At 60.9% G+C, this 26,623-nt stretch carries 20 protein-coding genes; 12 read left to right on the forward strand and 8 right to left on the reverse strand.

The genetic code is table 11. From position 1 onward, the window contains the following. Positions 1–9: 9 nt before the first annotated feature. The 4 genes from WEU32_RS00385 (at position 10) to WEU32_RS00400 (ending at position 5,714) form a co-directional block, all read left to right on the forward strand. The gene (locus WEU32_RS00385) at positions 10–690 is read left to right on the forward strand and encodes a hypothetical protein (RefSeq protein ID WP_406852472.1); all 681 of its coding nucleotides are present in this window, start codon (positions 10–12) and stop codon (positions 688–690) included. 77 nt (positions 691–767) lie between these two features. Then, positions 768–2,327, forward strand: a complete 1,560-nt coding sequence (locus WEU32_RS00390) for a YifB family Mg chelatase-like AAA ATPase (protein ID WP_312814675.1) — start codon at positions 768–770, stop codon at positions 2,325–2,327. 88 nt (positions 2,328–2,415) lie between these two features. After that, entirely contained in the window at positions 2,416–3,921 is a 1,506-nt protein-coding gene (locus tag WEU32_RS00395; protein ID WP_312814677.1) for a response regulator, read from the forward strand. Between the two features lie 71 nt (positions 3,922–3,992). Next, the gene (locus WEU32_RS00400) at positions 3,993–5,714 is read left to right on the forward strand and encodes an AmpG family muropeptide MFS transporter (RefSeq protein WP_406852473.1); all 1,722 of its coding nucleotides are present in this window, start codon (positions 3,993–3,995) and stop codon (positions 5,712–5,714) included. A gap of 56 nt (positions 5,715–5,770) precedes the next feature. On the opposite strand, the gene WEU32_RS00405 is transcribed toward WEU32_RS00400, so the two are convergent. After that, the gene (locus WEU32_RS00405; protein WP_406852474.1) at positions 5,771–8,050 is read right to left on the reverse strand and encodes an NADP-dependent malic enzyme; all 2,280 of its coding nucleotides are present in this window, start codon (positions 8,048–8,050) and stop codon (positions 5,771–5,773) included. Positions 8,051–8,134: 84 nt separating this feature from the next. After that, complete coding sequence (gene dapF / locus WEU32_RS00410; RefSeq protein WP_406852475.1) at positions 8,135–9,013, reverse strand: diaminopimelate epimerase; 879 nt, start codon at positions 9,011–9,013, stop codon at positions 8,135–8,137. A gap of 53 nt (positions 9,014–9,066) precedes the next feature. Between dapF and WEU32_RS00415 the strand changes: the two genes are divergently transcribed. The 6 genes from WEU32_RS00415 (at position 9,067) to WEU32_RS00440 (ending at position 18,671) form a co-directional block, all read left to right on the forward strand. Then, positions 9,067–9,882, forward strand: a complete 816-nt coding sequence (locus WEU32_RS00415) for an ion channel (protein WP_312138592.1) — start codon at positions 9,067–9,069, stop codon at positions 9,880–9,882. Positions 9,883–9,968: 86 nt separating this feature from the next. Then, positions 9,969–12,149, forward strand: coding sequence for a prolyl oligopeptidase family protein (locus WEU32_RS00420; protein WP_406852476.1), 2,181 nt, complete (start codon positions 9,969–9,971; stop codon positions 12,147–12,149). Positions 12,150–12,154: 5 nt separating this feature from the next. Continuing rightward, positions 12,155–14,359, forward strand: a complete 2,205-nt coding sequence (locus WEU32_RS00425; RefSeq protein ID WP_406852477.1) for a prolyl oligopeptidase family protein — start codon at positions 12,155–12,157, stop codon at positions 14,357–14,359. A 63-nt stretch (positions 14,360–14,422) separates the two neighbouring features. Then, a complete protein-coding gene (locus WEU32_RS00430; protein WP_406852478.1) occupies positions 14,423–15,217 on the forward strand; it encodes a DUF1223 domain-containing protein in 795 nt (264 codons plus the stop codon). A gap of 74 nt (positions 15,218–15,291) precedes the next feature. After that, positions 15,292–17,265 (forward strand): potassium transporter Kup, encoded by a 1,974-nt coding sequence (locus tag WEU32_RS00435; protein ID WP_406852479.1) that lies wholly within the window; start codon positions 15,292–15,294, stop codon positions 17,263–17,265. Next, positions 17,262–18,671 carry an RsmB/NOP family class I SAM-dependent RNA methyltransferase gene (locus tag WEU32_RS00440; RefSeq protein WP_406852480.1) on the forward strand — a complete coding sequence of 470 codons (1,410 nt, stop codon included), beginning with the start codon at positions 17,262–17,264 and terminating at the stop codon, positions 18,669–18,671. Before WEU32_RS00435 ends, WEU32_RS00440 begins: the two co-directional genes overlap by 4 nt. Positions 18,672–18,729: 58 nt before the next feature. Here the strand turns inward: WEU32_RS00440 and WEU32_RS00445 are convergent, their stop codons facing one another. After that, a complete protein-coding gene (locus tag WEU32_RS00445; protein WP_406852481.1) occupies positions 18,730–19,140 on the reverse strand; it encodes a metallopeptidase family protein in 411 nt (136 codons plus the stop codon). Positions 19,141–19,253: 113 nt separating this feature from the next. Here WEU32_RS00445 and WEU32_RS00450 point away from each other — a divergent pair, with 113 nt between their 5' ends. Continuing rightward, entirely contained in the window at positions 19,254–21,605 is a 2,352-nt protein-coding gene (locus tag WEU32_RS00450; protein ID WP_406852482.1) for an ATP-binding protein, read from the forward strand. Positions 21,606–21,651: 46 nt separating this feature from the next. Further along, complete coding sequence (locus WEU32_RS00455) at positions 21,652–22,500, forward strand: haloacid dehalogenase-like hydrolase (protein WP_406852483.1); 849 nt, start codon at positions 21,652–21,654, stop codon at positions 22,498–22,500. Here WEU32_RS00455 and WEU32_RS00460 read toward each other — a convergent pair. The 5 genes from WEU32_RS00460 to sdhA form a co-directional block, all read right to left on the reverse strand. Next, positions 22,497–22,697, reverse strand: a complete 201-nt coding sequence (locus WEU32_RS00460; RefSeq protein ID WP_406852484.1) for a PilZ domain-containing protein — start codon at positions 22,695–22,697, stop codon at positions 22,497–22,499. The two genes, WEU32_RS00455 and WEU32_RS00460, sit on opposite strands and share 4 nt — an antisense overlap. Positions 22,698–22,863: 166 nt before the next feature. Beyond that, complete coding sequence (locus tag WEU32_RS00465; protein ID WP_406852485.1) at positions 22,864–23,676, reverse strand: kinase; 813 nt, start codon at positions 23,674–23,676, stop codon at positions 22,864–22,866. A gap of 1 nt (position 23,677) precedes the next feature. After that, entirely contained in the window at positions 23,678–23,998 is a 321-nt protein-coding gene (locus WEU32_RS00470) for a 2Fe-2S iron-sulfur cluster-binding protein (protein ID WP_167175841.1), read from the reverse strand. A 16-nt stretch (positions 23,999–24,014) separates the two neighbouring features. Continuing rightward, on the reverse strand, positions 24,015–24,818 hold the full coding sequence (locus WEU32_RS00475) for a succinate dehydrogenase iron-sulfur subunit (protein ID WP_312138614.1): 804 nt from the start codon (positions 24,816–24,818) through the stop codon (positions 24,015–24,017). A 14-nt stretch (positions 24,819–24,832) separates the two neighbouring features. Continuing rightward, entirely contained in the window at positions 24,833–26,617 is a 1,785-nt protein-coding gene (sdhA, locus tag WEU32_RS00480; RefSeq protein WP_406852486.1) for a succinate dehydrogenase flavoprotein subunit, read from the reverse strand. Positions 26,618–26,623 lie beyond the last annotated feature (6 nt).

Genomic DNA, 26,623 nt, shown 5'->3' on the forward strand with positions numbered 1-26,623 from the left:
AGAGAAACCATGCGTTCGATACTCATGACGGCCGTACCGATGGTGCTGGCGACCCTGACGGCTGTTCCCGCCATGTCACAGGACGCAGAACCCAAACGACCGTCACTGGACGTCCTGAACCGCATCATCGAAGACCACAGTCCGCAAACGCGTATCGAAACTCCGGACCATAACCGGATAAGTGCGCGGCGTATCGATATTGTCGATGCTGACGGCACTATCCGCATGACATTGTCGGGAGAAACACCCGCGCCGATCATTGACGGCATCCAGTACAAACGCGCCTTCAATGTCGCGGGACTAATCCTTTATGATGACAAGGGTAGTGAACGCGGCGGCTTCGGCACTGCCGATGTCGAGGGCGGCATGGCGGTACTGGCGCTGGACCATCCCGCCATGGATGCAATTGGCTGGCGGGTTTCACCGGATGGATCGGTGGCCTTTTCGATCAATCAAGCTCCCCCTCTGGTACGCGAGCCGGCACTGGGCAATGCGCTTGTCCCCGGCGTGTCCACCCCCACCCGTATGCGGTTCACCGTTGCCGCTGACGGTACCCCCGCCGTTTCCCTCTCGGACAAGAACAACAAACCCCGTATCAGGATAACCGTTACCGAAGAAGGCTTCGGCTCGATCCAATTCCTCGATGCTGAGGGCACGGTCATTCACAGCATCACGCCCGAAGCGGATTAGATATTTAAAATATCGGCGCTATTGCAAAGCCTATAAGTTCGTGATTTGTTCCAGTCCGGAAGCGGTGGGGAACAAACATGGTGGCACGCGTGGTGACGCTGGCATTTGACGGGGCCGAGGCCCGCCGCGTCGATGTCGAGGTGCAGTTGGTGGCCACGCCACAGGGGGCCTTCTCCATTGTCGGCCTGCCGGACAAGGCTGTGGCCGAAAGCCGCGAGAGGGTGCGCGGGGCGTTTGCCGGTATCGGCCTTTCCCTCCCACCCAAAAAGATTATCGCCAATCTGGCCCCCGCCGACCTGCCCAAGGAAGGCAGCCATTTCGACCTGCCGATTGCTCTGGCCCTTCTGGCCTCGATGGGAGTGATCGGGCCGGATGCCCTCGACGGTTGGTCGGCCATAGGAGAGCTGGGGCTAGATGGCCAGATTGCGCGCGTCGGCGGGGCCCTGCCTGCTGCGGTGGCCGCCTCCGCCATGGGGCTGGGTCTGATCTGTCCCGAAGCCAATGGTCCCGAGGCGGCATGGGCGGGCGATGTACGCCTCTTGGCCCCTCGCTCGTTAATCTCGCTCATCAATCATTTCCGTGGCCAGCAAATCCTGACCGCTCCCAAGCCGGGCGATATGAACGAAGCCAAGGCCGTGGCCGATCTGCGCGATGTCAAAGGACAGGAAGGGGCCAAGCGGGCCTTGGAGATTGCCGCCGCCGGTGGGCACAATCTGTTATTTATCGGTCAGCCCGGTTCGGGAAAATCGATGCTGGCCCAGCGCCTGCCCGGTCTGTTGCCGCCCCTGACGCCTGCCGAGCTTTTGGAAACCTCGATGGTATGGTCTGTTGCGGGCCTGATAGAGCGAGGGTCCTTGAGCCGAGACCGGCCTTTTCGCGCCCCGCATCATTCTGCTTCAATGGCCGCATTAACAGGCGGCGGTCATCGCGCCAAACCCGGCGAGGCGTCATTGGCACACAATGGTGTCCTCTTCCTCGACGAACTGCCTGAATACTCGCCGCAAGCTCTGGATTCCCTGCGCCAGCCTCTCGAAACCGGAGAAATCATGGTCGCAAGAGCCAATGCCCATGTGCGCTATCCGGCACGTTTCCAGTTGGTCGCCGCTATGAACCCGTGTCGCTGCGGCATGGGTGGTGCAGGAAAAGGGGCGTGCGGCAAGGCTCCACGCTGTCAACGCGATTATCAGAACCGTATTTCAGGCCCGCTGTTCGACCGCATCGATCTGACGATTGATACCCCGCCAGTCACCGCCGCCGATATGGCCCTGCCACCCCCCGCCGAAGGCACAGCCGAGGTCGCCGCACGCGTCAGCCGCGCCCGCGATCTGCAAACCCGTCGCGCGACAGATTTCGGTATCGACAGCCGTGAGGGCCTGAATGCCCGCCTGAGCGGCGAGGCCTTCGAAACCTTCACCCGCCCTGATGCCGACGCCAAGGTCTTGCTGACCCGTGCGGCCGAAAGCAGCGGTATGAGCGCACGCGGCTGGACCCGTACATTGCGATTGGCGCGCACCATTGCCGATCTGGAAGGCTCCACCACCATCGCACGCCATCATGTCGCAGAAGCCCTGATGTACCGTCGCAACACCTTGCAAGCAGAACAGGAATTCTCGTTTATGAAACCCGCAGTGTCATAAATTAAAAAATCGATGTTCGTCAGTTTTTTACATTCTCTCTCCTAAGCTTCAGCTTATGGCTTCACGCGCACGAACATCTTCCGTCACCATGACCGCACTCGACAAATTGTCGGCGGGGGCTCCTGAACAGCAGTTCTTGCGCTTGATGAGTCATGAAATGCGAACGCCCCTGAACGGGGTTATCGGGATGCTAGGCCTGTTGTCGCGCACACGTCTTGACGGAGCCCAGCGCGCCTATACCGAGGCGGCCCAGAAATCTGCGGAGCACCTGCTGGGCCTCGTCAACGACCTTTTGGACTATGCCCGTCTCGAAGCAGGGGCGCTGGAGTTCGATCTGGCCCCCGTCGATCTGGAGGGCCTGACACGCAGCGTTGCCGAACTGCTCAGCACCCGCGCCCATGAGCGCGGGCTGGAAATCATGTGGTCGGTCGACGCCAATGCACCCGATATCATTGCCGATGAAGGCCGCCTGCGTCAGATTCTATTCAATCTGGCGGGTAATGCTGTGAAATTCACCGATCATGGCGGCGTGCATATTTCCATATCGCGTTGCGGCGGCACGGAGCTGAAGCCCAAAATCTGTTTCCTGATTGACGATACCGGCCCCGGCGTTCCTGAACAGGCCCGCCGCCGCATCTTCGAGGAATTCGGTCATGCCGACCAGTCCGATGCCGCGCGGCATGACGGGGCAGGACTGGGCTTGGCCGTTGTGCGTCGCCTTGCCGAGGCCATGAAGGGCAAGGTGTCGGTAGAAGACCGGCCGGATGGACCCGGCGCACGCTTTCGTTTCGAAGCGCAGTTCAACCGCGCCGCCACCCCCGAACGCAGCCGTCCTCTGGGCGGCATCACGGTTCAGGTTGCCACCCCCGACCCGATGTTGTGCACCAGTATTCATAACCAGATCATCGCCAGCGGTGGTAAGGTTATCAAACAGGCCGAGGTGATCCTGATCGATCATACACTGGCCGATGAAAACCAGCGGGTCCCCCTGCCGTCCAATCAACGCGCTATTATCCTGCTCAAACCCTCCGAACGGGATTTAATCTCGAGCTATAAACGCGACGGCTATCACGGCTATCTCATCAAACCCTTGCGTCGTGAATCCCTTGCCGAGCGGATCAAGGTCGCCTCGCAACGGACCGATATAACACCGCTGTCGATCCGCCATCTGGAAGACGACCGTCTGGCCGCAGGCTCCTTCAAAGGCGTGCGGGTGCTGTTGGTCGAAGACAATCCTGTCGGTCAGTTACTGGCCAAAACCTTGCTTCGCCGCGAAGGCTGTACCGTCCAGACCGCCGCAGACGGACACGAGGCGCTGGAAGCCGCACGGTCGCACCTGTTCGATATCATCTTCATGGATATGCGAATGCCGCGCATGGATGGCGTCGCCGCCACCCAACAGTTACGGGCGCGAGGTGACGCCACCCCCATAGTCGCGCTGACCGCCAATGCCTATGCCGAAGACCGCGCGGCCTGTCTGGAAGCGGGTATGAACGATCATCTGACCAAACCACTGGAAATTGATGCGCTCCGAATGGCGCTATCGCGCTGGACGAACGGATATAACCACGCCAAATTGGCCGCCACGACCTGATGCCTGACGCCTCCGGTCATTTGCCGGAGTCCTGTATGGTACAGCCTGAACAAACGCCCGCCGGAACCCCTGTGTCTGACAGCGCAGCCAAAGGTAAAGCCGGGGCCGGACGTCTGGCGGGACTTGCGGTCTATGCCGAGCGCCGCCCGTTTTCCATGCTGTTGCTGGGCTTCTCTGCGGGTCTGCCCTTCCTGCTGATCTATGACACCTTGTCAGCATGGCTGCGCGACAGCGGCGTTTCGCTGGAAATGATCGGCTTCTTTGCGCTGGCGACTCTGACCTATGCGTTGAAATTCGTCTGGGCCCCATTGCTGGACCGGACGAACATTCCGCTTCTGTCCAAATGGCTTGGCCATCGCCGCTCGTGGATGCTGGCCACACAAGGCGTCATCATTCTCGGCCTGTGGCTGATTTCGGGCCAGAACCCCAATGACAATCTGGGCATGGTGGCGCTGTTTGCTGTCATGGTCGGTTTCTTTGGTGCGACACAGGATATCGCCATTGACGCCTGGCGCATCGAGGCCGTGGACGACAGCCGCCAAGGGGCCATGGCTGCGGCTTATCAACTGGGTTATCGCGTCGCCCAGATCGTCGCCGGTTTCGTGCCGCTGGCCCTGGCCGAGTTCTATAACTGGAACCTGTCCTATGCCGTGATGGCCGCCCTGATGGGGATCGGCGTCATGGGGGTACTGCTGGCCCCGCGCGAGCAAGCCCATGTCATCCGCCCCATTCCGGTGTCGGACATCCCGTCGCGCCCCGTCGCCGAAAAGATCGAATGGGTCATCCGTATCGGCCTGATCTTCCTTGCCGCCATCCTGATCGGCACCGGCCTGACCGACAAGATTTCTGCATTTGAATGGGCACTGAGTCCGGTCTTGCCCGATGCGCTGATGGCCCAGTTTGCAGGCGGTCTGGAAACGTCAGGCGGTCTGGGCGTACTGATCCAATTTGTCTGGATCATTGCCGGATTTGGCCTGCTATTCTGTGCCTGCTCGCCCGTTCCCAACTATCGCACCCGCCCGGGGGCCTATCTGGCCGCTTCATTCGGTGCGCCAGTGAAGGATTTCTTCGTCCGTTTCGGCAAGCTGGCCGGGCCGATCCTTGCGCTGATCTGCCTTTATCGCCTGTCCGATTTCGTCCTGAACATCATGAACCCCTTCTATCTGGATCTGGGGTTCAGCCTTCTGGAAATCGGCGAGGTCCGCAAGATCTTCGGCGTGGTTGCCATGTCGTTGGGTGTCTTTGTGGGCGGAGCGATGGTCGCTCGTTTCGGACTGATCCGCACCATGCTGATCGGGGCCTTTATGAGCCCGATTTCCAATCTGGTCTTTGCCTGGCTGGCCACACAGGGCCATGACCTGCACGCCTTGTTCATTTCTATTGGCATCGACAATGTGGCCACCGGCATCGCGGGCACGGCCCTGATTGCCTATATGTCCAGCCTGACCTCGGTCGGTTTTACTGCCACGCAATATGCCCTGTTCAGTTCGCTCTATGCTCTGCCCGGCAAGCTTGTAGCCTCGCAATCTGGCAAGATCGTCGAGGCCTCGGCCCGCTCGGCCGACGCCGGTGGGTTCACCGCTCCGCTGAAGGGCTTTTTCACCGCCCTGCCCGAAGGCTCTCTGGTCGAGGGAGCCGCCAAGAGCGGGGTCAGTGTCGCGGGCCTGGGCGCGGGCTATATGACCTTCTTCTTCTATTCGATGGGGATCGGCCTGTTTGCCATTGCGCTGGCCTTCTATGTCGCGCCGCGCCACTTGGCGCTGAAGAAGGCGCAGGAACAACAGGACGCCTAAACGAAAAAGGGCGGTGCCATTGGCACCGCCCTTTCTCTTTGGTTCTCGCCCGAAGATTACTCTTCGATACCAGCGCCCGAATAGGCCGCAAAGGTCGCCGAGGTGATGATCTCGCTGACCGAGGCACCCAGCGGCACGATCTGCACCGACTTTTCCAGACCGACCAGCAGCGGACCGATCACGGTCGCCGCGCCCAGCGACTGAACCAGACGGGTCGAGATGGCAGCTGAATGAATGGCCGGCATCACCAGCACATTGGCATCACCGGTCAGACGCATGAACGGATAGTTCGCACGCGCATCGGGGTTCAGCGCCAGTTCCGGCGGGATTTCGCCTTCATATTCGAAGTCTACATCCATACCGTCGAGGATACGGATGGCTTCGCGCACCTTCTCGCCGCGATCACCAGGGGGATCACCGAAGGTCGAGTAGGACATGAAGGCGACGCGTGGCGTACGGCCCAGCTTGCGAACCGTCGAAGCCGCCTTGATGGCGATTTCGGCCAGTTCCTCGGCATTGGGCAGTTCATGGATCGAGGTGTCAGCCACAAACAGGGTGCGCCCCTTGGCCAGCACGATCGACAGGCCGATCATGCGCCCGCTCACGTCCAGAACGCGGCGGACCTCTTTCAAGGCCATGTTGAAGTTGCGGGTCACGCCCGTAACCATGCAGTCCGCCTCGCCGCGCGCCACCATGGCGGCACCGAAATAGTTGCGGTCCTGATTGATCATGCGTTGTACGTCACGGCGCAGATAGCCGCGACGTTGCAGGCGGTTATACAGCCAGTCCACATATTCGGTATTACGTTCCGAGATGCGGGCATTCATGATCTTGATGCCCAGATCATCGAAATTGAAACCCGCTTCGGCGGCGTTCTGGCGGATCAGTTCTTCGCGGCCGACCAGGATCGGTTCGCCCAGCTCGGCCTGTTTGAAGGCCCAGGCGGCACGGATCACCGACTGCTCTTCGCCCTCGGCAAAGACCACGCGCTGTTTCGGGCCCATACGGACGGCCGACGAGATCTTCTGCATCAGGGCAGCCGACGGATCGACGCGCTGGCGCAGGGAAATACGATAGGCCTCCATATCGTCGATCGGGGTACGGGCCACACCGGTATCCATCGCCACTTGAGCGATAAAGGGCGGGATGTACCAGATCAGACGCGGATCGAACGGCGACGGAATGATGTAGTCCGGACCGAATTTCAGTTTTCGACCACGATAGGCTGCTGCCACCTCGTCCGGCACATCCTCGCGGGCGAGGGCGGCGAGGGCCTCGGCGCAGGCCACCTTCATTTCGTGGTTGATCTGGCGGGCGCGCACATCCAGCGCACCGCGGAACAGGTACGGGAAGGCCAGTACGTTATTGACCTGGTTCGGATAGTCCGAACGGCCGGTGGCGATGATCGCGTCATCGCGCACTTCTTGAATCTCTTCCGGCGTGATTTCGGGATCGGGGTTGGCCATCGCAAAGATAATCGGACGCGGGGCCATCGTGGCCACCATTTCCTTGCTGATCGCGCCCTTGGCCGACAGACCGATCACCACATCGGCACCGACCATGGCCTCGGCCAAAGTGCGGTGCTGGGTTTCAGTGGCGTGAGCGGCCTTCCACTGGTCCATACCGCTTGGGCGGCCCTTATAGACCACGCCGTCGCGGTCACAGATGACCGTGTTCTCGGCCTTAACGCCCGCCGCCTTCATCAGTCCGATCGTCGACAGACCGGCCGCACCGGCACCCGACAGAACAACCTTGAGGTCTTCCAGCTTCTTGCCCGCAATGTGCGCGGCATTGATCAGACCGGCCGTGGCGATAATCGCCGTACCGTGCTGGTCATCATGGAAAACCGGAATATCGAGTAGGTCCTGAAGCTGGGCCTCGATCTCGAAGCATTCGGGAGACTTGATGTCCTCGAGGTTGATGCCGCCCCAAGTGTCGCCGATGTTTTTCACAACGGTGATAAACTCGTCGGGATCGGTCGTCTTCACCTCGACGTCGAAGCTGTCGACATCGGCAAAGCGTTTGAACAGGACCGACTTGCCTTCCATCACCGGCTTGGACGCCATGTGACCGAGATTGCCCAGACCCAGAATGGCCGTGCCGTTCGAGATCACCGCAACAAGGTTGCCCTTGGAGGTGTAATCATAAGCCTTGTCGGGATCTTCGGCGATGGCACGCACCGGCACAGCCACGCCTGGCGAATAGGCCAGCGACAGGTCGCGCTGGGTCGCCATCGGCTTGGTTGGTGCCATGGAAATCTTGCCCGGCGTCGGGACGCGGTGGAAATCCAGAGCGTCGTCATCCGAGAAGGTCTGTTTATCGGTCAAATCAGGCATTTATTCTCAAACCAAAGGCGTGTGCAGCCTATTGTTCCTAGAGCGTGGTTTCCTCAGGGACAACCGCTCATTACTCACACTGCATTACAGCACAGACTGAAATTGTGATGTCAGTTCAATTTCAACCGGTCCCGTCATAAAAACGTGGCCCGTCGCGTCATCCCATTCAACAAACAATTCACCGCCGTCGAGGATCATTCTGGCAGAGCGGTCGATCAGGCCCTTGCGGCTGGCGGCAACCATGGCCGCACAGGCCCCCGTTCCACAGGCCAGCGTCAATCCAGCGCCACGTTCCCAAACCCTCAAGCGAATGGTCTGGCGGTCCAAAACATTGGCGAAACCGACATTCACGCCCTCAGGAAACAGGGGGTGATGCTCCACAAGTGAGCCTGTGCCGCGCACAAAGACATCATCCTGACGGTCCGTAAAAAACACCACATGCGGGTTGCCCATCGAAACCGCGCCCGGCGTATGCACCAGCGGATTGTCGATCGGCCCGACCTGTAGCTCGATACCGCGTGTGTCCATTTCCTCGGCCAGCGGGATCTGCTGCCAGTCCAGACGCGGTTGGCCCATATCCACCGTAACCTGGTGCAGGCCGTCACGATCTCCAGCAACACGCGCCAGCGTCGGTCCGGCCATGGTGTCGATCTTTACCTCGGACTTTCCGGTTGCATCCAGCATAAGCCAGCCGACACAGCGCAGGGCATTACCGCAGGTTTCCACCAGCGAACCGTCCGAATTCCACACCCGCATGAAGGCGTCACCATCGACGGCCTTCTCGACAGCGATCAACTGGTCAAAGCCACCAAGGGCGGCTTCGACGGAAGCCAGACGGCGTACCTCGTCCTCGGATGGTCGGAATGGCGTCTCCATCGCATCGACCACGATAAAAGCATTTCCCGCACCATTCATGCGCACATAGCCGTATTCAGCGGTTTTCCGGTGCTGGTGTTCGCTCATTATCTGGCACTCATCCTATGGGATTTCCCTGCAACTCATGTATCGCTTTGGCTATGCGTGTCAGCGACCCACATTCCCCCCCGCCGCCCAAAACCATCGAGGGTCTGCGCCTGAGAGCGCGCTTGCGCTATCTGTACCACGGCACCCAGCCTGCTGCGGTGAAATTCCGCCTGATGGTCATCATAATCGATCTTGCCATCATCGGCTTTTTTATCGCCGCCCCCATCCTCAAAGAAGCCGGATGGGTTTTCTATGCCATCGACTATCTGGTGGCCTTGATCCTCGGACTGGATCTGGCGGCTCGCGCCTATGCCTACCACTCGCTCAAGGAATGGCTGAAACGGCCTATCGTCTGGATAGACCTGTTTGTTCTGGCAACGCTTCTATTCCCCGCATGGCTGGCTAATTTCGGTTTCTTGCGCCTCCTGCGGTTCTGGAGCCTTTTGAACAGCGATCTGTTCTGGCGCACGCTGGGGCGCAAGTTCGACGATACCCGCGTCGAGGAAATCACCCGCGCCATGGCCGCGTTGGTGACCTTTATCTTTGTGACCACAGGCTTCGTCTATGCCTATTTCCGCGGCAAGGCCGAGGGTATCAACGGCTATCTGGACGCGCTGTATTTTACAGTCGCCACCCTGTCGACCACCGGTTTCGGCGATATCACCCTGCCAGGCAATTGGGGCCGCGTGATTTCTATCGTCATCATGCTGGTCGGGATCACCCTTTTCATCCGTCTGGCCCAGACCCTGATCCGTCCACATAAGGTCAAATTTCCCTGCCCGTCCTGCGGTCTTCAAAAACATGACCCCGATGCGGTCCATTGCAAGGCCTGCGGGCTGTTGCTGAATATCCCCGACGAAGGCCACTAGGCCGCCCGCCCTATTTGTCGCCTTGCCCCGTGGCACGACCACAGCCAAGGTGCCGAAAAATCATAACCCATAGGGAAATCATCTGAATGCACCGTAAATTGGCCCGTCGCTCGGCAGTTGCCGCTGCTGCGCTTCTTCTCGCTTCCGGAATTCCTGCTGTCGCCATGGCCCAGACCCCTTCTGCACCCGCCGCTTTTGCGACGACCGACGCCACCGATCCCTATATTTGGCTCGAAGATGTGCAAAGCCCTCGCGTCGATGCATGGGTGGCCGAGAAGAACAAGCATTCGCTGGGCACGCTGCAATCGGACCCGCGCTATGAAGGCCTGTACCAACAGGCGCTGGACATCCTGCAATCGCGCGATCGCATTCCGGGCGTCAGCATCCAGCGCGACGGCTCGCTCGAGAATTTCTGGCAGGACGCCGAGCATGTGCGTGGCATCTGGCGCCGCACCTCGATGGACTCCTACAACACTGCCAATCCGCAGTGGGAAACCATTCTCGACTTTGACGCCCTCGCCGCTGCCGAAGGCGCAAACTGGGTTTATAAGGGCGCGACCTGCCTTGCCCCCGAAGGCCGCTATTGCCTGATCTCGCTATCGGACGGCGGCAAGGATGCCGTGACCATTCGCGAGTTCGACAAGGTCACCAAACAGTTCGTCGAGGGCGGCATCAACCTGCCGGAATCCAAGTCGGGCGTCAGCTGGATCAACCGCGACACCCTGCTGATCTCCTATGCCTATGACGAAAGCTCGCTGACCACGTCGGGCTATGCGCGCACCGTGCGCATCCTCAAGCGCGGTCAGACACTGGATCAGGCGGTTCAGGTCTTTGAAGGCGAAACCACCGACATGTCGGTCAGCGGTTACACCCTGCGCGATGCCGACGGCGTGGTGAAGGCCACCTTCGTGCAGCGCATGCGCGACTTCTATAGCAGCGACAAATACATTCTAAACGCCGACAACTCGGTCACTCAGGTGCCGATGCCGGCCAAGGGCGGTATCAATGCGCTGGTGGCGGGCAAGCTGGTCATCTCGACCGACGAGGACTGGACCGCGCCGTCGGGCCAGACCTTCAAGACCGGCGACATCTTCGCCTATGATCTGGATGCGTGGCTGGCCGACAAGTCGGTTCAGGCCGAACTGGTCCTCAGCCCGGGCGAGCGCGAAGCGGTCGAAGGCATCAGCGCCACCCGCAACCGTCTGGTCGTCGCGCTTTATGAAAACGTGCGCGGCTCGATCTATGTTTATGATCCTGCAGACTGGTCGCGCACCCGCGCCAACCTGCCGGAAAACGTCACGGTCGGCATCGGCTCGACCTCCAGCCAGAACGACCAGTTCTTCGCCTCGGTCAGCGGCTATCTGACGCCGTCCAGCCTCTATTTCGGTGATGCCGCGACCGGCCAGATGGCCCTGTCCAAGTCCCTGCCGCCCAAGTTCGATGCTACCGGCAAGATCGTCGAACAGCATCAGGCGGTCAGCAAGGACGGCACGCTGGTGCCCTATTTCGTCGTGCGCAGCGAGAACGCGCCGATGGACGGCTCCAACCCGACCCTGCTCTACGGCTATGGCGGCTTCCAGTCGTCGCTGCTGCCCTCCTATAGCGGCCCGATGGGCAAGCTGTGGCTGGAGCGCGGCGGCGTCTATGTCATCGCCAATACCCGTGGCGGCGGCGAGTTCGGCCCGCGCTGGCACCAGGCCGCTCTGCAAGAAAACCGTCAACGTGCGCACGAGGACTTCCAGGCCGTGGCTCTGGACCTGATCGCGCGTGGCATCACCAGCCAACCGCACCTTGGCATTATGGGCGGCTCGCAAGGCGGTCTGTTCATGGGCGCGATGCTGACCCAGCGTCCGGACCTGATCAACGCCGCCGTCATTCAGGTGCCCCTGTTCGACATGCTGCGCTTCCACAAGCTGCTGGCCGGTGCGTCGTGGATGGGTGAATACGGCAATCCCGACATTGCCGAAGAACGTGCATGGATCGCCGAATACTCGCCGTATCAGCGCCTGTCGGCCGATGCGCCCTATCCGGAAGTCTTCATCCACACCTCGACCAAGGATGACCGCGTCCACCCCGGCCACGCCCGTAAGGCAGCCGCCCGCCTTGAAGAACTGGGCCATCAGGTCCTGTTCTACGAGAACACCGACGGCGGCCACGCTGCAGGGGCCAACCTGCGCGAAAGCGCCCGCCGTCTGGCCCTTGAATACACCTATCTGACCCGTCGTCTGATCGACACGCCTCAGTCCACCGAAGCTCAGGGAAACTAAATCCGATGATGAAAACACTTATCGCTTCGGCCTGTGTGCCGGTCCTGCTGATGGCCTGCGCGCCTGCAGCTACCGCCGTGCAAAACGCTTCGACCACCGTGGTGCAATCGAACGCCATGCCGCCGCACTTCCCGAAGGATCTGTCGCCCGCCGGTGTCGCTGCGGCCGATGACCATCTGGCGCTGGAACAGGTACAAGGCACCGAGGCCATGGCCTTTGTCGCCGAGACCAACCGCAAATCGCTGGGCGCTCTGACCACCGATGCCCGTTACGAGCCTTTCCGCGAGCAGGCGCAGGCCATCCTGACGGCCACCGACCGTATTCCGGGCGTCAGCTTCCTTGGCGATGGTCTTGGCAATTTCTGGCAGGACGGCACCAACCCCAAGGGTGTGTGGCGCCGGACCTCGCTGGACAGCTACCGCACCGCCACGCCGCAGTGGGAAACCCTGTTGGACATCGACGCTCTCGCCAAGGCCGAGGGTCGTGACTGGGTCTTCAAAGGCTCGTCCTGCCTGCAGCCGGACGAGACGCGCTGCCTGATCAACCTGTCGGACGGCGGCAAGGATGCCGTGCGCGTGCGCGAGTTCGACACCACCACCAAGAGCTTTGTCGCGGGCGGTTTCGACCTGCCCGAAGGCAAGCACCGCATCAGCTGGCTGGATGCCGACACCCTTCTGGTGGCCACCGATTTCGGTGCGGGCACCATGACGGAGTCTGGCTACCCCTTCATCATCAAGGCGCTGAAGCGCGGTCAGTCTCTGGCACAGGCCACCGAGGTCTATCGCGGTGAACAGGCCGATGGCGGCTATGGCGTCTCGCCCATGGTCATGCGCAATCCGGACGGTGTGGTACAGGCGGTGCTGTTCAGCCGTCCGCTGGACACCTTCCGCTCGGAAACCTGGGCGCTGGGCCGCGACAACAAGCCCTATAGGCTGAACCTGCCGACCCGCGTCGGTGTGCAGGGCATGCTGGGCGACAAGCTGGTCTTCTCACCGGATCAGGACTGGAGCTTTGACGGTCACGACTATAAGGGCGGCGAACTGCTCGCCATTCCGTTCAACCTGCTGGGTGAAATGCGTCCGCGCATTGCCTATCCGCGCAATGCGGCCCTCGTCTTCTCGCCGACCGAGCGCCAGTCGCTTCAGGACGTGCGCGTGATGAAGGACGGCATTCTGGCCGCTGTTTCGGACAATGTGGTTGGTCGCCTGTCGCGCTTTAGCGAGAGCGAAAACGGCTGGACCGCCACAGCCATCGCTGTGCCGGACAATATGGCTGTCAGCCTCGGCTCCAGTTCGCGTACCACGGGCCGCGTCTTTGTTTCGACGCAAGGCTTCCTGACCCCGCCGACCCTCAGCTTGACCGATTTCAACACCGGCACCACCACCGAGCTGAAATCCGCTCCGGCCAAGTTCGACGCTTCGACCCATATGGTCGAACAGTATGAGGCCACCTCGACCGACGGCACCAAGGTGCCCTATTTCATCGTGCGTCCGCGCGATCTCGCCATGGATGGCAAGGCCCCGACCGTCATGCTGGGCTATGGTGGTTTCCAGGTCAGCCTGACACCGGCCTACAAGCCGGAAATGGGCAAGCTATGGCTGGAGAATGGCGGCGTCTTCGTGCAGGCCAACATCCGTGGCGGCGGCGAGTTCGGCCCGCAATGGCATCAGGCGGCCCTTCGTGAAAATCGCCAGCACGCCTTTGACGATTTTGCCGCCATCGGTCGTGACCTGATCGCCCGCGGTATCACCTCGTCGCGCCACCTCGGCATCTATGGCCGCTCCAACGGTGGCGTTCTGACCTCGGTATCGATCACCCAGAACCCCGACCTGTTCAATGCGGCTGTGATCGAAAGCCCGCTGATCGACATGATGCGCTATCCGGAAATGCCCGCCGGTGCCTCGTGGATCGGTGAGTATGGCGATCCGCGCATCCCTGCCGATGCCGAGTTCATCTCCAAATACTCGGCCTATCAACTGCTGCGTCCGGAAGTGAAATATCCGCGCGCCTATATCACCACCAATACGCTGGACGACCGTGTCCATCCGGGCCACGCCCGCAAGTTCGCGGCACGTCTGGGTGATCAGGGCCACGACCACCTCTATTACGAAGACACCGTCGGCGGTCACTCCAACGACGCCGATCCGGTGGCCAATGCCCGTCGCTGGGCGCGCCACTATGTCTATCTGGCCCAACAGTTGATGGACTAAGGATCCGCGCTTTGCGTGATCTTATGGAGGGCGGCAGGACAACCTGCCGCCCTTCACGCTTTTATGAGCAGTACTTTTATAAAAGCAGTGCTTAATCTGGCCGCCATGCAAAAATGGTCCACCCGTATCGCCCTTGGAGGTCTTGCCGGTGCTGCCCTGCTTGGGGCCAGCGCATCCTGGGCTCTGACCGCGGAAGACCGGCCCGTCGTGGTGGAACTCTTCACCGCACAGGGCTGTAGCGCCTGTCCCGACGCCAATGCGACTCTGGAACAGGTCGCCCGCAATCCCAATGTCGTGGTTTTGACCTATGGCGTTGATTACTGGGATTATCTGGGGTGGCGCGATACCTTTGCCCGTCCCGAATTCACCGAACGTCAGCGCGGCTATCGTCAGGCGCTCGGTCTTCGCAGCGTCGCCACCCCGCAGGTCGTTATCAACGGCCAGCGCCAGTTGATCCCGCGTCGCGCCCCCGATCTGGACAATGCCCTCGCCCAGACGGCCACCAACAGCCTGCCGCCGCCCGATATCGAATTTCGTGAAACCGGTGATCGTGTCGCCGTTGGCTCTGGCCGGTTGCCACAAGGCGGAGCCGAAGTGGTCGCTGTACGCTATGCACCGGGTCTTCAAACCGTTGAAGTTCGAGCCGGTGACAATCAGGGACAGTCGGTCAAACATATAAATGTTGTGAAGGAAATCCATCACTTGGGCGATTGGAGAGGGCGTGCCTCCCTTTATGAACTGCCTCGTGAACTGTCCGCACGCGGATTAAGCAATGATGCTCTGGTCGTCATCGTCCAGGGCAAGTCCGACCGACGCATTTTGTCGGCCGCGCGTCTGCCGGAACTTCATCGCGATTGAACCGCTGACAGAAAGGGGCTAAAGGCCCGCCGCTCTTAATGGGTGCGTCTCCTCACGCCGCCCGGAGGTTTTGCATGGTCGGGGACCAACCCCGCGACGACCGACAATCGGCCGCCGCAAGTCAATCCGCTTCTTCTGACAACGCGCCCAATCCGTCCCACGATGGACCGCACGGCACGCCTGTCAGCAAGCATGCCCAACGTGCGCTTCTGATCGGTGCCATCGGCGTCGTCTTTGGCGATATCGGCACCAGCCCGATCTATGCCCTGCGCGAAGCCGTCGGACATGCCCAAGGGCTGGGCGATCCGCATCTGGCCATTATGGGTGTCGTCTCGCTGGCCTTCTGGGCGCTGATGATCGTGGTGACGTTGAAATACGTCCTGTTCCTGATGCGTGCGGACAACCGTGGCGAAGGCGGTGCCCTGTCGCTGATGGCGCTCGCCCAGAACGCTCTGGGTCGCCGCAGTGCCTTCCTGTTTGTGCTGGGCCTGTGCGGGGCTGCGCTCTTCTATGCCGATGGCGTGATTACCCCCGCTATCTCGGTCTTGTCCGCAATCGAGGGCATCAAGGGCGCCCCCGGCATCGGCAATGCCATCAACCCGTTTATTGTGCCGATTGCCGCCGTCATCCTGATCGGACTTTTCATGGTCCAGTCCCATGGCACGGCGGGTCTGGCCAAGTTTTTTGGCCCCATCACACTCGTCTGGTTCCTGTCGCTGGGCGCGCTTGGCCTGTTCCATATCTTTGACGACCTGTCGATCATCACCGCCCTGTCGCCGCACTATGCGCTGACCATGCTGGCAGCCAAGCCCATGCTGGGCTTTGTGATCCTCGGCAGCGTGTTTCTAGCCGTTACCGGTGCCGAGGCCCTCTATGCCGATATGGGCCATTTCGGCAAATCGCCCATCCGCAAGGGCTGGCTGTTTATCGTCCTGCCCTGCCTGACCCTGAACTATTTGGGACAGGGTGCCTATCTGCTGGCCCATCCGTCGGCCATGGACAACCCGTTCTGGAACATGGTGCCGCACTTGATCTACTGGCCGCTGCTGCTTTTGGCGACCGCCGCCACCGTGATCGCCTCGCAGGCCGTCATCACCGGTGCCTTCTCGGTGACGCAACAGGCTGTGCAACTGGGTCTGCTGCCACGTCTGGATATCCGCAACACCTCGGAAACACAGGCGGGACAAATCTATGTTCCGGCCATTAACGGCCTGCTGATGGTCGGGGTGCTGTTCCTGCTGGTCACCTTCCAGAACACCCACAACCTGACCGCCGCCTATGGCGTGGCGGTGACCGGCGTGATGTTTGTCAACACGCTGATGGCCTTCACCGTGGCACGCCACAAGTGGAAGTGGCCGCTGTGGGGCGTACTGGCCGTGCTCATTCCGATGGGCTTTGTCGATCTCGTCTTCCTCAGCTCGAACCTGCTGAAACTTCCTGACGGGGCATGGATGCCGCTGCTCATTGGCGGGCTTCTGGTCATGCTGATGTGGACATGGGTACGCGGCACCCAGATCCTTGGCGAAAAGACCCGTCGCGACAGCCTGCCGCTGACGGATCTTATCGACATGCTGTCGGCCCGTCCGCCGCATCGCGCTCAGGGCACAGCCATCTTCCTGACCTCGGACCCGACCGTGGCACCGGTGGCGATGATGCACAATCTCAAGCACAACAAGGTGCTGCACGAGAAGAACATCATCATGACAGTGCACACCTCTCACAAGCCGCGTGTCAGCGACCAGAACCGTATCGAAATCGAGGTCATTTCCGACGATTTCAAACGCGTGACGCTGACCTTCGGTTATATGGAAACGCCCAATGTGCCCAAGGCTCTGGCCCAGTGCCGTCGTCAGGGGCTGAAGTTCGACATCATGTCGACCAGCTTCTTCCTTGGGCGCCGTTCCGTTGTTCCTTCCGCCCGTCAGGGCATGCCCCTGTGGCAAGACAAGCTATTTATCTTCCTTATGCGTAACGCCGCCAATCCGACCGACTTCTTCCGTATTCCCCCCGGCCGCGTGGTCGAGCTTGGCACGCAGGTGTCGGTATGAGCCGCCCGCCTGTCAAAGGCGGCGACAAGGGCCGTCCGCAAAACCGTGGCTCCAACCGTGGCAGCGCCCAGCGTCGCCACGCCACCAACCATAAGCCCTCCAGCCGTCCGCAGGGCGAGGACCGCTATCCCGAGGTCGGGGTGCAAGCCCGCCTTGTGGCCGGTGTCCTGCTGAATGCCGCCCTCGAAAAGCGCACCGGCCTTGACGAGGAAATGGCCAAGAGCCCCGCGCGCGACCTATCGCCCGCCGACCGTGCCTTTGCCCGCGCCTGCGCTATGGGGGCCCTGCGTCGTCTGGGTGAGATCGACCAGATCCTCGGTAAACGCCTGAAAGCGCTTCCGGGTCTGCCGACCATGACCATTCTGCGCATTGCCGTGGCGCAGATGCTGGTGTTGGAAACCCCGTCCTTTGCGGCTGTCTCGACCGCCGTGAAACTGGCCGAGCGCGACAACAAGACCCGTCCCTACAAGAACCTGATCAATGCGGTTCTGCGCGGCATCGACCGCGACGGTTTCGGCATCACCAAGCCCGAGGCCAATCTACCCGAATGGCTGGCCGCCCGCTGGCAGGCCACCTATGGCGACGAGGCCTTTGTCGGTCTGGCCGAGGCCACCCGTTTTGAGCCCGCCACCGATATCTCGGTCAAGCCTTCAGCCGACAGCGCCGCCCTAGCCCAAGCTCTGGAAGCCAACATCCTCGAAGGCGGTACACTGCGCACAGACCGTCGCGGCGATGTGGCCTCATGGCCGCATTTCGAAGAGGGTGACTGGTGGGTGCAAGACGCCGCCGCCGCCATACCAGCCCGCTTGCTGGATGTGAAATCCGGCCAGACAGCTCTGGACCTGTGCGCCGCCCCCGGTGGTAAAACCCTGCAACTGGCCGCCGCCGGAGCCTCGGTAGTGGCTCTGGACCGCTCGGAAAGCCGCCTGAAACGCCTGCGCCAGAATTTCGAGCGCACCAAGCTGAGCGCCGAAGTCGTCGCCATCCCTGCCGAAGACTGGGAAGACGACCGCCAGTTCGACGCCGTACTTCTGGATGCCCCCTGCTCGGCCACCGGCACCTATCGCCGCAATCCCGAAGCCCTGCGGGCTGTGCGCCCTGCCGACATCGCTAAACTGGCCGATGTCCAGCATCGCCTGCTGGATGTGGCCGCACAAAAGGTCAAGGTCGGCGGCAAGCTGGTCTATTGCGTCTGTTCGCTGGAACGCGAAGAGGGCGAAACCCAAATGATCGCCTTCCTGCGCCGTCATGCCGGTTTCAAAACCGTCGCCGCCGATCCGGCCTCGGTGGGTGCCCCGCTTGAGGCCCTGACCAAAGAAAGCTGGCTGCGTGTCCTGCCCGGCCAATGGGCCGAGAAGGGCAGCCTGGACGGCTTCTTCATCGCCTTGCTGGAACGCACGGCCTAAAAATCAAAAGGCGGTCCTGACGGGCCGCCTTTTTCATGCTCCGGCTGTTACGCTGGCCTCAATCAGCATCGTCCTCGACGTCATGAATACGCTCATCATCCATCCCCATATGGTGGCCCAGTTCGTGGATCAGCACATGAGAGATGAGTTCATAAAGCCCGACATCGCCCCGCTCGCACCATTCGTCCAGAATAGGGCGACGATACAGAAAAACGCGTGACGGTTCGGCGGCAGGTCCCAGCCCATCTCGCTCGCCCACATGCACCCCGACATATAGGCCGGTCAGTTCGAAGCCATCCTCGATTTCCAGATCGCGCAATATCTCCGCGTCTGGAAAATCATCAATCCGAATAACCACATCTGCCGACGCCTGCCGGAACAGGGCGGGTAGTTCGTCAAACGCCTTGCGGGCCAGACGGTCAAAATCGTCCAATGACGGGGCGGTCTGGTCGAGCCATATCTGTTGCATGCAAAATATATTGCCCGCGCCGCTTCATACGGCAATGCGGCATCAAGCGTCGCCGAATGCCCCCGCACAGAGTATGGTAAACGCGAATCAACCATTTTCCCTCTGGAGCGCGTATGGCCGAGGCCAACATCGCCGCAGACATTGCCTATGTGGCCACCGCAGGAGCCGCAGGTCTGGCCCTTGCTGTCACAACATGGGCGGCACGTCTGCACAGAGGGATCAAGCGCCGCGAACAGGAAGTGGAGTTTCAGGCCTCGCATGCGCTGATCCAGTCCGCCGCCTGTACGGGCGCGCTGAACGCCTTTGATGATCTGCGGATTGCTCTGTCACCCGAAGGCGATGTTCGGGCCATTTACGGCCCGTTCGAGCCCCTGTTCCAATTGGTCGAACAACCGCTCCCCACGGCGCGTCACCCCAGCACCGAGGATATAAATAAGGCCGCAGCCCAACTGACGGCGCGCCTGCAGCGTCTGCACCCCGAGCGCATGGCCAGCCTCCTTGATGAGGGGGAAGGTTTTGAAACCGTTATAGAATCTACCGATGGATCATGGGCTGTCGAAGGCCGCGCCCTTGGCGGGGGGGCATGGGTTCGCCTGTCGCGTATCACCCATGCCATCGGCATGGAGGCAGGCCCCGGTGTTCTGGCCGAGCAATCCCCTGCCCCGACATGGGTCGTGGACGGTACCGGCAAGCTGGTCTGGGCCAATAGTGCATGGCTGAGGGAAACCCGCGCCGAAAGTCTGCAACAGGCCCGCGACAACGGTATCAGTTTTGATCGCGGGGCCGATGCCATCATTAGCGAGGCCCTGCGCCTGAACAGCCATCAGGAAGGCTTCCGCTGGTCCTCCTCGGATGGGCGCCGCCGTGCGTGGAAGATACTGGCCGAGCCGCTGATCGGCGGGCGCGGTGCGGTCATCGTCTTTGCCATCGAGATGACCGAGGCGGAGGAAACGCGCGACACCCTGCGCCGCCACGTCGAGGCCCATGACGAAACGCTGAACCATCTGGCCGATGCCGTGGCTATTTTCGGTCCGGCCAAACGTCTGGCCTTCCACAACACCGCCTTCCAGCAGTTGTTCAACATCGACGCCGCATGGCTGGACGAGCGGCCAACCCATGGCGAACTACTGGACCGCCTACGTCAGCGCCGCCTTCTGCCCGAAGTGGTCGATTACGCCCAGTGGAAGGCCTCAGAGCTGGAATTCTATGGCGCAGCACAAGTTTCACCCGATGACACATGGCGCCTGCCCGACGGCCGCACCTTGCGTGTGGTGCGCCAACCGCACCCGCTGGGCGGCATCCTGCTGATCTTCTCGGACATTACCGACGAACTGAACCTGCGCAGCCGTTACAACGCGCAAATCCAGGTCCAGACCGCCACCCTCGACAAACTGTCCGACGCCGTGGCCGTGTTTGGCTCCGACAGCCGTCTGCGTTTACGTAACGACGCCTTCGAGGCCTTCTGGAACCTGTCCAAGGACCGGCTGGATGTGGCTCAGGACTTTGACGATGTGGCCCAGCTGTGCCGCTCCTTACTGCCCGACAATGCCTTGTGGATGGGCCTGAAGGCCCGTGTGGCCGATCCAGACCCCGAAAGCCGTGTGCCGGTCTCGGGCGAGGGGCGTACTCAGGACGGACGCCATGTGGTGTGGAAGACCCGCCCCCTGCCCGACGGTGCCACCCTTGTCGCCTTCTCGGACGAAACCGCCCGCCGCGCTCTGGAACAGGCTCTAGCCGAAAAAGAAGCGGCATTAGCCGAGAGTCAGGCTCTCAAGCGCGAGTTTGTCGGCAGCGTCTCCTATGAGCTGCGCACGCCACTGACGACCATTGTCGGCTATTCGGAACTGCTGGAAGCCATGGGCGACCTGCCCGACCGCAGCCGCCAGCATGCCGGTGCCATCCGCGTGGCCGCCAGCCATCTGGCCAGCTCGATCGACGACGTGCTGGACATGGCCCAGATCGATGCAGGCGAGATGGAGCTGAATCTCGGCGATGTGCGCTTGCCCGAGCTTCTGGCCCAACTGGCCGAAGACATCCGGCCCAAGGTCGAGGGGCGTGGCGGTAATCTGAACCTGTCACTGGGCGAGGGGCTGCCTGTGGTGCGGGGTGACGAGCGACGTATCGGTCAGGCGGTCGGGTACCTGCTGGAAAATGCCTGCCGCGCCATTTCGGATGGCGGTGCCGTCGAACTGGAGGCTACAACCTCGGGCGAGGATATTCTGATCCGCGTCAGCGATACCGGACGCGGTATTCCCTTCCACCTCCAGGCCCACGTGTTCGACCGCTTTGTCCGTCGCGAGCGTGGTGGACCGGGTGTAGCTCTGGCTCTGGTCAAGGCTCTGGTTGAGCTGCATGGTGGTTCGGCCGAGGTCGAGAGTGCACCCGGCAAGGGGGCGACCTTCATCCTCAAGCTTCCGACCAAGGCCCATAAGGCCAGCGCGACACCGGAACTGATTTTGGAATGACTTCGTGCTACAGGGCCGTTCCAAGAGTTTAGGAACCCCTGCCCCCATGGCCGATCAAGCCCCGCTGAAGACCGCTATCATCTATGATTTCGACGGCACACTTGCCCGTGGAAATATGCAAGAAGTCAGCTTCATTCCTTCGGTCGGTATGGATATCGGCGCATTCTGGGGACAGGCTGAAGCCCTGACCAAGTCCGCAGATGCCGACGGCATCCTGATGTATATGCAGTTGATGCTGAAACATGCCCGCGACAAAGGCATCTCGATCACCAAGGACATGCTGGCCGATCACGGCAAGGATGTGGCCCTGTTCGAGGGCCTGCGCGACCTGTCATGGTTTGATCGCATCAATGAGTTCGGGGCCAAGTACAATCTCGAGATCGAGCATTACATCATCTCGGCAGGCCTTGAGGAAATGATCGACGGCACGCCGATCCGTCCGGCACTGCGCCATGTCTTTGCCAGCCACTATGTCTATGACGAGAACGGCGAGGCCGCATGGCCGGCGGTGGGCGTCAACTACACCACCAAGACCCAGTATCTGTTCCGCATCAACAAGGGCGTGAAAAACCACTGGGAACACGAGCGGGTCAACCACTTCATCCCTGACGAAGATCGTCCGATCCCGTTCGACCGTATGATCTTCCTTGGCGACGGCGACACCGATGTGCCGACCATGAAGATGATGCACACCAAGGGCGGCTTCTCGATTGCCGTCTATGATCCGCGTTCGAACGAGAAGGACCAGAAGAAGGTCTATTCGTTGATCTCGGAAGACCGCGTGAACTTTGTAGCCGCCGCAGATTATCGCGAAGGCTCGGCGCTTGATCTGATCGTAAAGGGTCTGGTGGGCCGTATTGCCATCAATTCCGGCACCATGCCTGCGGGTCTTTAAGACCGTTTCCAGATATCCCGCGCGCGCGACAGCCGCGCGGGCACCAGACCCGCCAGATTATGGCTGGCGGTGATGTCCAGCCCCACCTCCAGACCTTTGATGGCATCGATCCGCGCATCCAATGCCAGTCCCCGGACGTGGTCCACCACAATCACCGACCCTGCGATATTGGCTGTACGGCTGAGGACTATGGTCATCCGCGCTCTGGACGCCTGACGGATCACACAAGGATACTCCATACGCCCCGCACAGAGAGTCGCAGGACTATTCAGGGTTTCCATTTTGGGAGCCGCTTCCGACCCGCGTTTAAACAAACCAAGCACTGAACCAAACTCTAAAACCGGACCCCGTACTCGGGCCTAATCAGGTTTCAAAGATAGGTCTTTCGCGTGTCGTCGCAACAAGCTGCCGACTATCGTCCAGTTGGATTTCAAGGCTTGTGGTAAGGCCGCCCTGCATCATCCAGCGGGTCAGACGCTCAAAACGAGCGATGAACGCGGCCAGAGCTTTACGCCTGTCCGCATCTATCGCTTTCACGCCCAGCAAGCCTGCCTCCTGCTGGCAACGCCAATCCAGAACACGCTCGAAACTTGGGGCCTTCAAATAGATCAGTGCGTCCAGACGCGATCGCAAACGGGCATAATCTGCTGAAAGAGCGGCATTGATAGCCCCGCGCCAAACACCATCCGGGTCATGTTCTCTCTCCATAGCATTTACGGCTATGGCCAGACGCTCTTTCGGCTCCGGCTCTGCCCCGAGACACCAGCCCTCGAGGATAATCAGGCTGGGTTTTCCGATATAGACCGGCCATTGATTTTGCGGACGTCGATCATCGGCCAGTTTGTCAAAAGAGGGCAGGGGCGTTCGACTGTCAGGTCCGGCCCTTTTCAAAGCTTCCAGTACCTGATCCAGCAGTCCCAGATCATGCGTCAGAGGTGGTCCGCGCGTCTCGAACAAGGGATGCACTGTGCGGCCCAATGTCTTGCGTTCCGCCTTCGTCAGATAAACATCGTCCAGAGACAGGCTGACCCCGCCAAAGGTCGCCGCGAGATATTGCGCCAAGGTGCTTTTGCCCGAGCCTTGTGACCCGGCAATGCCGATCAGGGCTGGACACTCGGCATGCAGATACGGGCAAAGAAAATCCCCGACCACTTGCAGCAGTCGGGGATCAATCATCTTAGTGCTGGTTTTCCGGCAGACGGACAATCAAGCCATCCAGATCATCGCTGACCCTTATCTGGCACGAGAGCCGACTGTTGGGCTGCACATTTTCAGCGAAATCGAGCATGGACTCTTCCATCGCTGACGGGCGGCCCGTCACATCCAGAAAATCCTCGTCAACATAGACGTGACAGGTGGCACAGGCACATGCCCCGCCACAGTCCGCGTCAATGCCCGGAACGTTATGACGTACCGCGCCTTCCATGACAGAGAGGCCGTTCTTGACCTCGATCTCATGCTCGCGGCCGTCGAACTCGATATATTTGATCTTCGCCAAGGGGTAGGGCGGGCGCTTACGCGCTCGCCTTCTCCTTTTTGCGCGACGGCGAAACCATCAGCTTCTTCGTCTCGGCGATAGCCTTGGCAGGGTTCAGACCCTTCGGGCACACCTGAGCGCAGTTCATGATGGTGTGGCAGCGATAAAGCTTGAAGGGGTCTTCAAGATCATCGAGGCGCTTTTGGGTCGCGTCGTCGCGGCTGTCCGAAATCCAGCGATAGGATTGCAGCAGGGCTGCCGGGCCGAGATACTCTTCCTGGTTCCACCAGTAGCTCGGGCATGAGGTCGAGCAGCAGGCGCACAGGATGCACTCGTACAGGCCATCCAGCTTCTCGCGGTCTTCCGGCGACTGCAGGCGTTCCTTTTCCGGATCCGGAATGTCGGACTGCAGATAGGGCTGGATCGAGTCATACTGGGCGTAGAACAGCGACAGGTCGGTCACCAGATCCTTGACCACCGGCTGGTGGGGCAGGGGAGCAATGGTGATGTTGTGCGACTTGCACTCTTCCCAGCCCTTGGTGCAGGCGAGAGTATTCGAGCCGTCGATGTTCATCGAGCACGAACCACAGATGCCTTCACGGCACGAACGGCGGAACGACAGGGTCGGGTCGATCGTGTTCTTGATGTGGATCAGCGCGTCCAGCAGCATCGGGCCGTGCTCGTCCGATGACACCTCATAGGTGTCCCAACGCGGATCGGCGTCCACTTCAGGATCGTAACGATAGACCTTGTAGGCCTTCACGTTCTTGGCACCAGCCGGAGCCTTGTGGACCTTGCCGGTCGTCGGCTTGGAGCCGCGCGGGAGGTTGAGTTGAACCATGTTTCAAATCCTCCTTAGTACACGCGGGCCTTGGGCTCGATATACGAGACCTCGTCCGACATGGTGTATTTGTGAACCGGACGGTAGTCGATCTGGACGCCTTCGCCCGGACGCTTCCACGCCAGGGTATGCTTCATCCAGTTCTCGTCATCACGATCCGGGAAGTCCTCACGGGCGTGTGCGCCACGGGACTCGGTACGGTTGGCCGCGCCTTCGATGGTCACAACAGCCTGAGCGATCAGGTTGTCATATTCGAGAGTTTCCATCAGGTCGGTGTTCCAGATCAAGCCACGATCCGTGGTCTTGATGTCGGAACCGGCCGCGTCGATGGCGCGCAGCTTCTGGACGCCTTCTTCCAGCGTCTTGCCGGTGCGGAACACGGCAGCGTCGGTCTGCATGGCGCGCTGCATTTGCAGGCGCAGTTCCGAGGTCGGGGTCGAGCCCGAAGCGTAACGGAAGCGGTCGAAGCGAGCCATGTGGGCGTCGGTCTGCGATTTCGGAGCGTCTTGGACCTTGGCGGCCTTGTCGACGACTTCACCGCAACGCAGGCCGACAGCGCGGCCGAACACCACAAGGTCGGTCAGCGAGTTCGAGCCCAGACGGTTGGCACCGTGCACCGAGACGCAGGCGGCTTCGCCCACAGCCATTAGGCCCGGAACCACGCTGTCGGGGTTGCCGTCGCGCAGGGTAAGCACTTCGCCGTGATAGTTGGTCGGGATACCGCCCATATTGTAGTGAACGGTCGGCAGAACCGGGATCGGCTCCTTGGTCACGTCAACACCGGCAAAGATCTTGGCCGACTCCGAGATACCCGGCAGGCGGGCATGCAGGATGTCCGGATCCAGGTGATCGAGGTGCAGGAAGATGTGGTCCTTGTTCGGGCCCACGCCACGACCTTCGCGGATTTCCAGCGTCATCGAGCGCGAGACCATGTCACGCGGTGCCAAGTCCTTCACGGTCGGCGCATAACGCTCCATGAAGCGCTCGCCTTCCGAGTTGGTCAGATAGCCACCTTCACCGCGAGCACCTTCGGTAATCAGGCAGCCGGCACCATAGATGCCGGTCGGGTGGAACTGGACGAACTCCATGTCCTGCAGCGGCAGGCCGGCGCGCAGCACCATCGCATTACCGTCGCCGGTGCAGGTGTGGGCCGAGGTCGCCGAGAAGTAGGCGCGACCGTAACCGCCGGTGGCCAGAACGACCATCTTGGCGCGGAACTGGTGCATCTGGCCATTGTCCAGCTGCAGAGCCGTGACGCCGGTGCAGACGCCGTCTTGCATGATCAGGTCGAGCGCGAAGTATTCAACGAAGAATTTCACTTCACGACGAACCGACTGGCCGTACAGGGTGTGCAGGATGGCGTGGCCGGTACGGTCGGCAGCGGCGCAGGTGCGCTGAACAGGGCCTTCACCGAAGTTGCGGGTCATACCACCGAAGGCGCGCTGGTAGATTTTACCTTCCTCGGTACGCGAGAACGGCACACCCCAGTGTTCCAGCTCGTAAACGGCTTGCGGCGCGTTGCGGACCAGATATTCGATCGAGTCTTGGTCACCCAGCCAGTCCGACCCCTTGACGGTGTCGTACATGTGCCATTGCCAGCTGTCCTCGCCCATATTGCCCAGCGACGCCGAAATGCCGCCTTGGGCGGCCACGGTATGCGAGCGGGTCGGGAAGACCTTGGTGACGCAGGCGACCTTCAGGCCCTGCTGGGCGGCGCCGAGTGCGGCACGAAGGCCCGAGCCACCCGCACCGACGACAACGACGTCGTATTCGTGATCAATAAGCTCGTATGCAGCCATGGTCGA

The sequence above is a fragment of the Brevundimonas sp. BH3 genome (assembly GCF_045345115.1).
GTDB lineage: Bacteria > Pseudomonadota > Alphaproteobacteria > Caulobacterales > Caulobacteraceae > Brevundimonas.